Source organism: Thiomicrorhabdus sp. ZW0627 (assembly GCF_029767005.1).
Lineage (GTDB): Bacteria > Pseudomonadota > Gammaproteobacteria > Thiomicrospirales > Thiomicrospiraceae > Thiomicrorhabdus.
In genome coordinates, this window is record NZ_JARUQR010000010.1 from 1 (window position 1) to 12,833 (window position 12,833).

Annotated in this window: 8 protein-coding genes; 7 read left to right on the top strand and 1 reads right to left on the bottom strand. The window is 45.9% G+C overall.

Going from position 1 to position 12,833, the window contains the following annotated elements:
• Positions 1 to 219 precede the first annotated feature (219 nt).
• The 4 genes from QCB45_RS11375 to QCB45_RS11390 all read left to right on the top strand — a co-directional run bounded on the left by QCB45_RS11375 (position 220) and on the right by QCB45_RS11390 (position 6,232).
• Entirely contained in the window at positions 220 to 891 is a 672-nt protein-coding gene (locus QCB45_RS11375) for a hypothetical protein (RefSeq protein ID WP_279421169.1), read from the top strand.
• A gap of 56 nt (positions 892 to 947) precedes the next feature.
• Positions 948 to 2,036: a glycosyltransferase family 9 protein gene (locus QCB45_RS11380; RefSeq protein ID WP_279421171.1), complete on the top strand. Its 1,089-nt coding sequence runs from the start codon at positions 948 to 950 to the stop codon at positions 2,034 to 2,036.
• A gap of 207 nt (positions 2,037 to 2,243) precedes the next feature.
• The gene (locus QCB45_RS11385) at positions 2,244 to 3,410 is read left to right on the top strand and encodes a nucleotide sugar dehydrogenase (protein ID WP_279421173.1); all 1,167 of its coding nucleotides are present in this window, start codon (positions 2,244 to 2,246) and stop codon (positions 3,408 to 3,410) included.
• Between the two features lie 11 nt (positions 3,411 to 3,421).
• Positions 3,422 to 6,232, top strand: a complete 2,811-nt coding sequence (locus tag QCB45_RS11390) for an FAD-binding and (Fe-S)-binding domain-containing protein (protein WP_279421175.1) — start codon at positions 3,422 to 3,424, stop codon at positions 6,230 to 6,232.
• A 22-nt stretch (positions 6,233 to 6,254) separates the two neighbouring features.
• Here QCB45_RS11390 and QCB45_RS11395 read toward each other — a convergent pair whose 3' ends face one another.
• Positions 6,255 to 6,662 (bottom strand): hypothetical protein, encoded by a 408-nt coding sequence (locus tag QCB45_RS11395; RefSeq protein ID WP_279421176.1) that lies wholly within the window; start codon positions 6,660 to 6,662, stop codon positions 6,255 to 6,257.
• 100 nt (positions 6,663 to 6,762) lie between these two features.
• On the opposite strand from QCB45_RS11395, the gene QCB45_RS11400 reads away from it, so the two are divergent.
• The 3 genes from QCB45_RS11400 to QCB45_RS11410 are packed head-to-tail and all read left to right on the top strand — an operon-like array spanning position 6,763 to position 12,731.
• Positions 6,763 to 7,380 (top strand): Maf family protein, encoded by a 618-nt coding sequence (locus QCB45_RS11400; RefSeq protein ID WP_279421177.1) that lies wholly within the window; start codon positions 6,763 to 6,765, stop codon positions 7,378 to 7,380.
• Positions 7,373 to 8,845: a ribonuclease G gene (rng, locus tag QCB45_RS11405; protein WP_279421178.1), complete on the top strand. Its 1,473-nt coding sequence runs from the start codon at positions 7,373 to 7,375 to the stop codon at positions 8,843 to 8,845. The genes QCB45_RS11400 and rng overlap by 8 nt, the downstream gene beginning before the upstream one ends.
• 34 nt (positions 8,846 to 8,879) lie before the next feature.
• Positions 8,880 to 12,731: a DUF3971 domain-containing protein gene (locus QCB45_RS11410; RefSeq protein ID WP_279421179.1), complete on the top strand. Its 3,852-nt coding sequence runs from the start codon at positions 8,880 to 8,882 to the stop codon at positions 12,729 to 12,731.
• The last annotated feature ends 102 nt before the right edge of the window (positions 12,732 to 12,833 follow it).

Here is a 12,833-nt window from a genome sequence, read left to right on the forward strand (position 1 = left end):
ATGAAGCCTTGCTTGCAATAGGGATGATGTTTGGTGTGATGTTTGTCATGTTTTTTGGAGCGATTTTTACTTACACTTATACCACTATTTTTTATATGTTGGCCATAAGTAGTTTGGTAAGTTTACTAGGTCGTGAAAAGGAGTCTTAATTTGATTCATGTTGTTTGCTTGAAGTGGGGGAAGAAGTATGGCCCCGAGTATGTAAATAGGTTGTATTCCATGGTAAGCAAGCAACTCTCGCTCCCATTTCAATTCTATTGTTTAACTGAAGATTCGACGGGCATCGTTGATGAAGTCAACATTATTGATCTGCCCGAGCTTAATATTCATACATGGTGGTATAAACTGTATATCTTCAAGGAAGGGTTCTTAAACCTTTCCGATGAAGAAAGAATATTGTTCTTGGATCTAGATGTCGTAATCGTCAATAAACTTGACTCATTGTTGGCGTTTAACCATCCATTTTGCATTTCCTCTGACATTAATGAGGAGAAATACAATAGTTCGGTTATGTGCTTCAACGCCAATTCTTTTAGGTTTATTTGGGATTCTTTCTGGAGTCAGAAAGAGTACATCATGGAGCGATTTCACGGCGATCAAGATTGGATTGAGCATGTATACCCGACCGCTAAGATTTACCCGAAAGCAAACGTTAAGTCATTCAAGTTGGATTTAGATTCAAAAACGCCTTTTTCATTTGGAAAATTTGGTCGATTTTTTAGAAGTCGTTTTCCAAAGATTTTTCTTCCCGGAGGAACCGTTGATTACCCTAAAGACGCTTCGGTGGTTTTGTTTCATGGTAAGCCAGACCCGGAAGATGTGATGGATGGCCCATACGACAAGTACAGACAAGCCCCTTGGATTAAACAGTTTTGGCTTGATGTAGAGTGAACTTCCCTTGTTTTAATGAAACGCCTGATTTAGCAACGAATTGACTGTCAAATACTATGCAAACAATGAAACCCGATTTAGATTTTTTTGAACCTCATCAACGCCTTAAGATAAAACGTTCGTTTGATCCTGCGGGGGTTGAACGTATCTTGGTCATTGGCATCAACCAGTTAGGTGGCTTGATGTTTAGCACTCCTTTCTTTAGGGAGTTAAGGAAAGCTTTTCCTGAGGCTCATATTGTGAATCTTGTTGGAGGTTTAAATTTTGGCCTAATGCAAAATTGCCCTTATGTCGACGAGGTATGGCTTTGGGACAAGTCAAAGACTTGGGAAACGGTTCAGAATATCCGAGATGAGAAATTTGACCTCGCATTTTTGGCTAATGGGACGCTTAGAACAGCCTTGATGGCTTATTTGGCTGGTATACCAAATAGAATTGGATACGATAAAGACGGTATCGGCTATCTTTTGACGGTTCAGCTCCATTTAGAGTTCCATTCTCGTTATAGGCCTGAGAATTTGTTCGATATGTTGCGAGCGATCGGTTTTTCACCTCGTGGTGTATATGATCGCGAGGTTTGGGTTTCAGAGCAGAACGTGCAATATGCCAAGCAATGGTTTGAAGAGCACAAGCCAATAAACAATCAAAAAATTTTGGCGTTCAATCCTTTTTCAACGGATTCTAAACGTCGTTGGACTGATGAAGGGTGGAGAGAGTTGCTAAAGGGCATTAAACCTTTAGAGATTGAGGCTGTGATGCTTGTGGGCCCTAATGAAATTGAAGAAGGGCAGAAGTTGCTCAAAGCTTGGGGGGTGGATAAGGTTGCGGTAGAAAGTCATTCTCTGACGAACTTGGCTGGAATTCTGCACCACATCGATTATGTTGTCGGTCCCGATTCAGGGTTTATCCATATGGCACTGGCTGTAAAGAAGCCTCATGTGATCGGCCTGTTTAATGTGGTTCCTCCAAAGTCTTGTTTTCCTGATGATGCTCGCCATGTTGCGTTGATTGAAGATACATTGCCGTGTTGTCCTTGTTATTTATATAAGGCTAAAGATCAGTGTCCAAATGACTTGCGTTGTATGAAACAATTAGATGCCAAGAGAGTTCTCTCAGCGATTGAAGGGTTCCAAAAATCCATTTAATGAATGTTGGATATTAACGCCTTTTCAAAAGAAGGGATGGTAGAGGGTTTATTAATGTTAGTGTCCTTTTGATGAAACGGAAGAGGTCTTTAAACACGCTGAACCATTTTTTCTTTGTCTTCTTTAATTAAACCTTCATTTTTTTGCCACTTATCTTTCATTTCTTTTCTCTAATCTAATATGGAATAGAGTATCAAGGGTGAAGGTATGAAAATTGCAGTTGCTGGTACAGGATATGTGGGATTGTCGCTGACAGTCTTATTGGCACAACGTAATGAAGTGGTTGCTTTAGACATCGTTCCTGAAAGGGTAACGATGTTAAATGAGAAAAAGTCTCCTATTTCTGATAAAGAAATTGAAGACATGCTTGCCAATAAGGTTTTGAATTTCAAAGCCACTCTGGATAAGAACGAAGCCTATGCGAATGCGGACTTTGTCGTGGTTGCAACGCCCACCGATTACGATGTTGAGACCAATTGTTTTAATACGAGCTCAGTTGAGGCTGTTATCCAGGATGTGTTGGATATCAATCCTCGTGCAACCATTATCATTAAATCTACCGTTCCAGTTGGCTTTACCGCGAAGGCAAAGCAAAAGTTCAATTGTAGTAACCTGATATTTTCCCCCGAGTTTTTGCGAGAAGGCAAGGCGCTCTATGACAACCTGTACCCATCAAGAATTATTATGGGCGAGGATTCCGAGCGAGCTCGAGTCTTTGCCAATCTATTGGTTGAAGGGGCTGCAATAGATGATGTTCCCGTCCTCTTTATCGCTTCGATCGAAGCAGAAGCCGTCAAACTGTTTTCTAATACGTATTTAGCGATGCGAATTGCATTTTTTAATGAATTGGATTCTTATTGCGAGACTCATCTTTTAGACAGTCAACAGGTTATAGACGGGGTCGGGTTAGATCCTCGTATTGGCAGTCACTACAATAACCCTTCTTTTGGTTATGGCGGATATTGTTTGCCTAAAGATACCAAACAGTTATTGGCAAATTACCAGGAAGTGCCGAATAACATAATTAGGGCAATTGTCGAGGCCAATGAGACACGTAAAGATTTTATTGCTGATTCCATAGCTAAAAAGAAGCCTAGAGTGGTTGGTATTTACCGTTTGGTTATGAAGCAAGGTTCGGATAATTTTAGGGCCTCTTCGATTCAGGGGGTGATGAAGCGCCTTAAAGCCAAAGGTATTGAGACTGTTGTATATGAACCGACCTTGGATGGCGGTCTGGTTTTGGATTCTAAGGTAATTGAGGGATTGGGTGATTTTAAGGCTATGGCCGATGTGATTGTTGCAAATCGTTGGTCTGATGAGATTAAAGATGTGGCTGATAAGGTGTATACTCGAGATCTATTTGGAAATGATTAAGTCATATCGGTATGCGCCCACTTACAGATGCCTCGGTTTTTGAAATTCAAGCTCACACAATAGTAACCCCGGACTCCCAAGAAAACCTATTATCGCTTGTTAAAACGGCTCTATTGGAGCGGCAATCAATCACTATGCGTGCCGGCGGCACCTCTTTGGGTGGGCAGGCGATCGGCTCCGGTACTTTGATAGATGTATCGAAGCATTTGACCCGCGTGATCGATTATCGTCCGGAAGACAAAGAGGTCGATGTCGAGCCGGGGGTGATTCAGGATGACCTGAACGATTTGGTTCGAGCAGATGGTTTGCGGTTTGCTCCGGACACATCGACTTCCAACCGCGCCATGATCGGCGGCATGATCGGTAACAACTCCTGTGGTTCCTATTCCGTTTATTACGGCACCACTCGCGAACATGTGAAGTCCGTTGATGTGATCTTGGCAGATGGTTCGGAAACCACTTTTGAACCGCTCTCCGAAAGCATGCTTCAGGAGAAGCTGGAACAGCAGGATTTTGAAGGTAATATTTACCGCACTGTGTTCAATTTTCTGAAACGTCACGGCAAGGACATTCTGGAACACTTTCCCCATCCATCCATCAAACGTCGTAATACAGGCTATGCGTTGGATGAACTCTATCGTCACCATCAACCATTCAATCCCAAAGGTAAGCTCTTCAATCTGGCTCCATTAATATGCGGCAGCGAAGGAACCTTGGCTGTTATCAAGCAGGCCTGTCTGAATCTGGTTGAGCTACCGAAGCATCGTCAGTTGCTTTGTGCGCATTTCGATTCCGTCGAAGGTGCGATGAAGATTGTGCCGAGATTATTAGAGTTTGAACCGGCAGCAATTGAGTTGATCGACAAACCGACGCTTGACGGTACTAAAGCTAACCGACAACAACAGCAAAACCGTTTTTGGATTGATGGCGATCCTCAAGCAGTACTCGTTATCGAGTTGTTCGACGAATCGAAAGCGGAACTTGAAAGCCGTTTGAAATCCCTGCAGGCCTGGTTACTTGGGCATGATGCTTATTCTGTGCCGATCATTAAGCCGGAGGATTCTTCGAAAGTCTGGGAGGTTCGCAAAGCGGGCCTTGGAATGCTGATGGGCAAGGTGACACGCAAGAAAGCGGTGGCTGTGATTGAAGATGCGGCGGTTCCGGTGCATTCTTTGTTTGATTATTTTCAGGACGTTCAGACTTTGATGGCCGAACTGGACGTCGGTTGTGTTTATTACGGTCATGCTTCGGTCGGGTTGATTCATATCCGTCCTGAACTCGATTTGGCGACGGATGAAGGCAAACGGCTGTTTCAGACAATTGCGGAGCGTAATTCGAAATTGGTTAAGAAGTACCGGGGTGCTTTGTCTGGAGAGCATGGCGACGGGCGGATACGTGCCCCGTTTCTGAAAGAGCAGGTTGGTGAGCAAGTGTATGCCTATCTGTTGGAAGTGAAGCGTGCGTTTGATCCGCATAATTTGCTTAATCCCGGTGTCATAATCGGCGATGCGCCAATTACCGGAAATTTACGTGCCGATCGACAGCCGAGAGAGTTACTGTCTACGGCATTTAATTGGTCCAAAGATTTGTCTCTGATGGATGCGGTCGAAAAGTGTAATGGCGCCGCGGCTTGCCGGAAGTCGGCCGGGCGGGGCGTGATGTGTCCTTCATACCAGGCAACGCGCGAAGAAAATTATTCGACGCGCGGGCGTAGTAATCTTCTGCGATATGCGTTGACCGAACCCGATCCGAGAAAGGCTTTGCAGGATTCTGAGTTGCAGGATGCGTTGGAGTTGTGTCTGGGGTGTAAAGGGTGCAAAACCGAGTGTCCGGCTAACGTTGATATGGCACGCCTCAAGGCAGAAGTTTTACATCAGACCCGTAGTCCTTGGGATGCCAGTGCGTGGGCTCTAAAGCATTACGCAGGCCTGTTGAGTCTAGGTCAAAGGTTTCCGGGCGCTTTCAATGCGATTCAGTCCAATTCTCTGGTGAAAGCGTTGTTTGGTGTGGATAAGCGGAGAAGCTTTCCGAAAGCACATTCTGAAAGTCTGCGGGAGTGGTGGAGTGCGAGAGAGCTAGCAGTAACCAATCCCACATTAGGTAAAGTTTGGGTGCTGTGTGATCTGTTCAGTCAGTATCAGGAACCGAAAGTCGGCCAAGCTGTTTTGAATAGTCTGCAAAAGATGGGGCTGCAGGTCGAGCCGGTTTTTTTGCAGGCCTCACCACGTGCTTTGATCAGCAAAGGGTTATTGCCTGAAGCAAAACAGGCGCTTCAAAATGTGGTGTCGATGCTAAGTAAATGGCAACAGGGGGATTTCATTGTCGGTATCGAGCCTTCCGAGCTATTGGTTTGGCGCGATGAGGCGAAAGATTTGTTGAAAAACGATGTTTCTGAAACCCAGCAGGCCTGTTACGAAGCCTTATTGAATCAGGTTAGCTCTTACGAGGAGCTGATGCTTGAGTTATCCGCGCGTTCTCTTGTTCCAGGGTTAAAGGAACTTAAAAACAAGGTCTGGTTGCATGTGCACTGCCATCAGAAAGCATTGGCAAAACCGGCCGACAGCGCCAAGGCTTTAGGGTTGATACCGGGAGTAGAAGTTGAAATGATTCCGTCTGGATGCTGTGGAATGTCGGGCGAGTTCGGCTACAAGCATTACGAAGTATCCAGAACCATCGCTGGGCAGACTCTGTTGCCGACGCTGGAGAAATCGTCGTCGGAAGACTTGATTGTCGCCACCGGTACCAGTTGTCGTCATCAATTAGCGGATTTGGGGCAATATTCCGCGTTGCATATCGCGCAGGTGTTCGATCAGGCTGTGTGAACCAGCCTGAATTTGAAAAAACTTAGCTCGCGAAAAAAGGTGCCAGGGCACTTCTTAGTCGTTCTGGCGTTTCGTCCGACGCGGTGATGGGTTCATGGCACCAGACCGCGTCCGGCCACACTTCGTCATTCTCTTCCCTGAAAATCAAATGAATATGCTGGTTCGGATTTTTGTTGCCGATTTTGGCAATGTTGAAATGCTGGCCGATGTTGTTCTTCTGGATGAAACCGATTAAACGGTAGATCTCGCCATAAAGCTGTTGTACATAATTCAAGTCACCGTCATTCAAAGGTTTTTTTGGTACCACTAGAAGCCATGTCATGACTGTTCTTTCAGCCATTAAAGAGTACAGCGGGTGGTCGTAAAGATGTACGGCGTCGAAAGTGGATTCCAATAATTCTGGAGTGTGATTCGGAAGAATGATGTCCATATAAATTCGCTTTGTTATAAAACGTTTTGTAAAACGCCCATTCGTAGTATTTACGGGTTAGAATGGTCGGATAAATTTAGATAAATAATAGCAGAATTTTATGGAAGCACAGGCGAATGAAGCCAAATTACTGTATTTGGCATCGGGGTCCCCGCGACGGCAGGAACTGTTACATCAGTTAAATCTGGATTTCGAGGTGGTGAATGCTCCGGTAGAGGAAGTGGCTTTGCCGAATGAAAGCCCGGAATCTTATGTAAGGCGAATTGCGATTGAGAAAGCATTTTCGGGGTTCAATAAGGTTGCCGGTAAGAAAATCTGGGTGATCGGTGGGGATACGGCCGTCGTTTTGAATGGTAAGGTGTTCGGAAAACCGAAAAACGAAGCGGACGCTCATAAGATGCTGCGTTTACTGTCTGCTAAAACCCACGTGGTTTTGTCGGCCGTCGCCGTGCTATTCGACGGCGAGGCGTTTTCGGCTTTGAATAAAACCGAAGTGACCTTTCGGGAGCTGTCGGAAGACGAAATACATGCCTACTGGCTGAGCGGGGAGCCGGAGGGCAAAGCTGGCAGCTATGCGATTCAAGGGCTTGGGGCAAGATTTATAGAGAATATCAAAGGGAGTTATTCCGGGGTGATGGGGTTGCCGTTGTTTGAATTGGATCAACTGTTGACTGCTTCGGGATATCTGGAAAAGTTTAAAGGCATTCAAAATGCATAATGAAGAGAAGATATTAGTTAACGTGACGCCTAATGAAACCCGTGTCGCATGGGTTGAAAATGGTGCGTTGCAGGAAATCTGGGTAGAAAGAACCAATAAGCGCGGCTTGGTGGGTAACCTTTATATCGGTAAGGTTGACCGTGTTCTTCCTGGCATGCAGGCCGCTTTTGTCAATATCGGTTTGGAACGTGCGGCTTTCCTGCATGTTTCGGATGTTTGCCAGAAAAGTGTGGGGCACGATGGCGAGGAGGAGTGCGACGACATCGCCAAGCTATTGCGTCCGGGACAGAAGATCATGGTGCAAGTGGTTAAAGACCCCTTGGGTACCAAAGGGGCCCGGATCACGATGCAGGTGACGATTCCGTCGCGAATGGTTGTCTATATGCCAAATGAGCGTGCTTTAGGTGTCTCTCAGAAGATCGAGCAGGGTGAGGAGCGAGATCGACTGAGAGAGTTGATGAAGCAAATCCCGGAATATAAGGATTCCGAAGGTGGGTTCATCGTCCGGACGGTGGCCGAAGGCGTGGATTTCCACGAACTACGTGCGGATATGATTTTCTTGCAAAGATTGTGGCGTGATGTGCAGGAAAAAGCCCGTACTTCGCGTAAGCCTTGTGTGATCTATGAAGATTTGCCTTTGTATTTGCGCATCATGCGAGATATTCCAATCGAACGAATCGAGAAGATCCGGGTGGATTCCACCGAAACGCTACAGAAAATGCAGCAATTCGTCGACACCTATGTGATGGAGTTGGCGGACCGCGTTGGACTCTATACCGGAGAGCGTCCTATTTTTGATCTTTATAATATCGAGCAGGAAATTCAGGGAGCCTTGGAAAAGCGCGTGAATCTGAAATCGGGCGGATATTTGATCATTGACCAGACCGAGGCCATGACGACAATTGACGTCAACACCGGCGCGTTTGTTGGACATAAGAATCTTGAAGAGACGATTTACCGTACCAATTTGGAAGCGACCCAGGCGATTGCCCGTCAGTTGAGGTTAAGAAACCTTGGTGGAATCATTATCCTGGACTTTATTGATATGGAAGCGGAAGAGCATAAGGCACACGTTTTGTCAGCCTTGGAGAAAGAACTGTCCAGAGATCGAGTGAAGACATCGATCAGTAACATCTCAAGCCTGGGCTTGGTGGAAATGACTCGTAAGCGTACACGGGAAAGTTTGGAAAGAACCCTGTGTGAACCTTGTCCAATATGTAATGGACGAGGGACTGTAAAGACGGCCGAGACGGTTGCGTATGAGATTTTTAGGGAAATTACCCGAATGGCACGTTCTTTTAATGCGCAGAAGTATCGTGTTATCGCAGCCGAAAGCGTGGTAGCGCGCATCATGGACGAAGAGTCGAGCAGTGTGGCCGAATTGGAGGCCTTCTTGAATAAAAGTATTCGTTTTCAGGCGGAAAGCACCTACGCCGCTGAGCAGTTCGACGTGGTGATGATGTAAATTCGGCAGATATGTCAAAGGTAGAGGGAGTGGCATGATCAGGCGGGCAAGACAATTATTGTTGATGTTGTTTGCGTTGTTTGTCGCGTATTTGGTGATTGTGCGTCTGTTAATCAGTTGGGCGCAGTTCGCTCCTGCCCAGTTTGGTTCCGTCGTGGAAAGCGTTACTCAAACAGAGATCGAATTTCAGAACCTGGATATTGAGCAAAATTGGTCCGGAGTGACCATAAGGGCCGAGGACTTGTTGGTTGAGCACAAGACTTTTGAAGTCGAGGCCGAGCGGTTTGCGGTGGATTTGAATTTGTTTGCGCCATTTCTTCCTCGTGCCAGTTTGGGAGATTTTCTGGAGGTTCGAGGGCTGAACCTCTTGAAGTTTTCTCCCGGTACCTTGTCTGGACAATCGGTGAATAAGACCGGTTCCGAGCCGGATATCACGATGCAGTCCCTTGAACAGATTGTTGGGCGTATTAATGTCAGCAGGCTCTGGAAGCGTGTAGATATTGCAGATTTGATCGTTACCTTTCCTCAAAATGGCATTCCGTTGACCTTCGACGTCCAAACGTTCCAGGCATTCAAAGGCGCTAATTGGACTTTGGCTTCTGATCTTAGTCTTTCTTACGGTTCTTATTTCAAGAACGAACAATTTCAGTTCAAAGGGTCGTTTCTTCCCAATGTTTGGGGTGTTGTAGAGCAAGGCCAATTTTCGTTTACCTCATTCCAGCCGTTGCATTTAGAGAATTTGGCGAAGTTGTTGCCCGAAAAGTGGCACCAGGTCTTGCCGGCGGGTGAATTGACAGTCGAGATGCAAGGACGGTTGGCAAAGACGCAGCTTTCGGATTTGAATATTGATCTCTATGCACAGGCTTTGGGTTGGCCTGATAGTGAGAAAGCTTTGCCGAAAACCTTGGGGGTGAATCTTGAGTGGAAGAATCAGGCCCAGGTTCATGGTCAAGACGGTGTCGACTGGCTCTTCTCAGCAAATCATGTCCAGTTGGATAACCAATTCATCGAAACGGTTGCGCCAATTGAACTGTCCTTTTCATCGAATCGGAATCTTCACTTTTCTACTCAGAAGTTCAATATTAAGCCATTTAAGAAGATGGTTCATGCGATTCTCAAAAATGAGAATGTCGCTCAGTTGTTCGATGCGTCCGTAGAGCTTTCGCTTGAAAATATTGAGGGGGATTTGGATGTTAAGACATTGGTCATGAATAATTTGTCCCTAGAGATCTCGAAGTTATCGATTCCTGTTACCAGTTTGCCTGGGTTGGCGATGGAACAGTTGTATGTCGATAAGAGAGGGGAAGACTTCCAAATCATAATAGATAAACCATTCTGGGTAATGGATCCTAGGGTGCATCCAATCCCGATGCGTTTTGATATGGGGGATATGCTGCGCGGAAAGTTGGATCAGAAGAGAGGGGTCTGGAGCTTGGAGCCTTTGAAATTTCTGTGGGATGAGATGCCGGTTGAATTGGTGGGAAATGGTGATTTTTCGGGGCGTTTGGATGTGCAGGCTTCAATCGAGCCGGGGACTATGAAAAAAGTTAAGCAGTACCTGCCGTACAGTGTGATGACTGAAAAGCTGCAAGCATGGTTGAAAAGCGCATTGGTTTCCGGAGAGTCTATTAAGGGTGACCTGTTTTTTAAAGGGGATTTGAATGATTATCCGTTTGTCGATACGGGCACCAAGTTCGGTGGAGTGGTGACGGTTAAAAACACGCATTTGAAATTCCAGCCGAAATGGCCAGGCCTGTCAGGATTTGATGCCGAAATCCGTTTTGAACCTTACCGTTTAAATATTACTTCGGATGAGATCCAGATGGAGCCTGGGTTGGTGGCCAGTAATGTGGATGTCACGATCGACCAACTGCACAGCAAGAATATAGCGGTAAGTGTTAAGGGGAAAGTAAAGGGAAGCGGAGAAGCGGTCAGTAGGTATCTAGTGGAGACACCGTTACCCGCCAAAATGGGTGTAGACGGTTTTTTAAAGGCACCGGAAAAGTTTGCTATGCATGGTGGCGTCGAGGTTGATTTACAGCAAGTGTGGATTCCAGTGCATGGATATGCCAAGCAGGATGAGAGGGTGTCGGGTACGGTACGGTTGGATGACGCCAAGTGGCGGTTTTATAACCGGCTTGAATTCGACCGACTTAAGGGGGAAGTGGCTTTCACCGAGAGAAGTGTCCAATGTCGCGGGCTCAAAGGACGATTTGAAGGGGGCGATGCGAATATAAAGATAGCGACCAACGCACAGGACGAGGAGGTCAAAGTCGAAGCATCCGGGCTTGCTAATGCGGATTATCCATCCGTGTTAAAAGGAGCAGTAAAATGGGCGGCGGATGTTTCGATTCCAATCGCTAAAAAAGCAACGAAGGGAGTGGTCATCGATTTCACTGCCGATACTAATAAGGCTCAATGGTTGATGCCGGCACCATTTAATAATGAAAGTTTGAAAGGGCCAATAAAAACCAAGTTGACTGTTCAGGAGCAAAAAACTTCCATTGAAGGACGCGTTGGTAAGCTTGGTGTTTTTGCCTTTGAATTGGGAGCCGATCAAGATGATTTGAAGTCAATCGGTGGCCTAGTCAAGGTTGGTGGTTCGGATACAGCTGCCATCATTGCCGAAAAGAATAAAGTGGCTGTCAATGGTGTCTTGGATCGCCTGGATCTAGATGAATGGATGAAGTGGAAAACACCTGAGTCAGCCAACGATTCTTCTTGGTTCAAAGAGTTGGATTGGGCCAAATCTAATTTGAAGTTCAACGCTATTAAATTTATGAACCATGAGTATCCGGAGATGGAACTGGCTTGGCAGACAACCGGTAAGAAAGGACAAGTCGCTTTCAATGCAAGTGCCGATTATATTCAGAGTGTTGCCACTTTGCAGGATGGTAAAGAACTTAATATTAATGTCGACCGCTTGAAGTTGTCGTTGCCGGAGGGGACGTTTACTTCAGAAACAGCAGACACTGAGGAAACAAGAAGGCAGTTGCAAGCGTGTAAGTTAAAGACGCCTTCAGTAGGGACTTGGCCTCATGTTGAATTTGTGGGGAAAGGCATTCAGGTCGATGATATAGGATTAGATAAGCTGACGTTCGAGGTGCGAGATACCCGCAATGCATTGCACTTTAAAGATATGAGTGCTGTCTTCTCTGATGGGGCCGGTGAACTTCAGGGGCAGTATTTCTTCCATAAGACGCCTAAACAGAGTAGTGCTGCGATTAAGTTGTCCTCCAAGGATGTGAAAAAGTTAACTGAGCTGCTTGGCTTGAAGCAGGGGTTTTCTGGAAAGAAGGCAGATTTGAAGGCTAACTTGGCGTGGGCAGGTGGTTTAGAGTGTTTTGACCTGTTGGGTTTGACAGGACGTACTGACTTTGAAATCAAGGACGGGGTCATTGAAGATGTTGAGCCAGGTTTTGCCAGATTGCTCGGTTTATTGAACGTAACTTCGCTGGCAAGAAGATTGTCATTAGACTTGAAGGATGTGACGACCAAAGGGATGGCGTACGACAGTGTAAAGGGTAAAGCTATCTTTAATGATGGAAAGATGAATTTGGACGGTTTCAAATTAGAGGCTCCATCTGCGAAGGTTGATTTGTTCGGAGCTGTTAATTTGGTGGAAAGGAGTTTTGACCTAAGGGCTGATGTGACTCCGGCACTGGGAAGTTCTCTGCCTGCTTTGAGTGCGTTGACTGGTGTGGCAACTCCATTAGGTGCTTTGGCTATCTATGCGTTGATGAAAGTAATACCCGACATTAACGAAGATTTGGTGACATATAAATATGATGTAATAGGGCCTTGGGCTGCGCCTGTGATCAAAGAGAAAAACGGCGCTAAGGTCGAAAAGGAACCTAGTGAACCCGAGGATATTCTGAATCCGTAAAAAAATTAATATTTCTTCAGATTTGTTGTTGACACCTAGGGTAAGTCTCGGCATAATACGCACCTCTTCAAGACGAGGTGGTGAACAACCACTGAGGCGCGA

Excerpts from the sequence above, each read along its gene's own strand:
- QCB45_RS11375 (WP_279421169.1), top strand. The coding sequence starts at position 220 with ATGGTAAGCAAGCAACTCTCGCTCCCATTTCAATTCTATTGTTTAACT.
- QCB45_RS11380 (WP_279421171.1), top strand. The coding sequence starts at position 948 with ATGCAAACAATGAAACCCGATTTAGATTTTTTTGAACCTCATCAACGC.
- QCB45_RS11385 (WP_279421173.1), top strand. The coding sequence starts at position 2,244 with ATGAAAATTGCAGTTGCTGGTACAGGATATGTGGGATTGTCGCTGACA.
- QCB45_RS11390 (WP_279421175.1), top strand. The coding sequence starts at position 3,422 with ATGCGCCCACTTACAGATGCCTCGGTTTTTGAAATTCAAGCTCACACA.
- QCB45_RS11395 (WP_279421176.1), bottom strand. The coding sequence starts at position 6,662 with ATGGACATCATTCTTCCGAATCACACTCCAGAATTATTGGAATCCACT.
- QCB45_RS11400 (WP_279421177.1), top strand. The coding sequence starts at position 6,763 with ATGGAAGCACAGGCGAATGAAGCCAAATTACTGTATTTGGCATCGGGG.
- rng (WP_279421178.1), top strand. The coding sequence starts at position 7,373 with ATGCATAATGAAGAGAAGATATTAGTTAACGTGACGCCTAATGAAACC.
- QCB45_RS11410 (WP_279421179.1), top strand. The coding sequence starts at position 8,880 with ATGATCAGGCGGGCAAGACAATTATTGTTGATGTTGTTTGCGTTGTTT.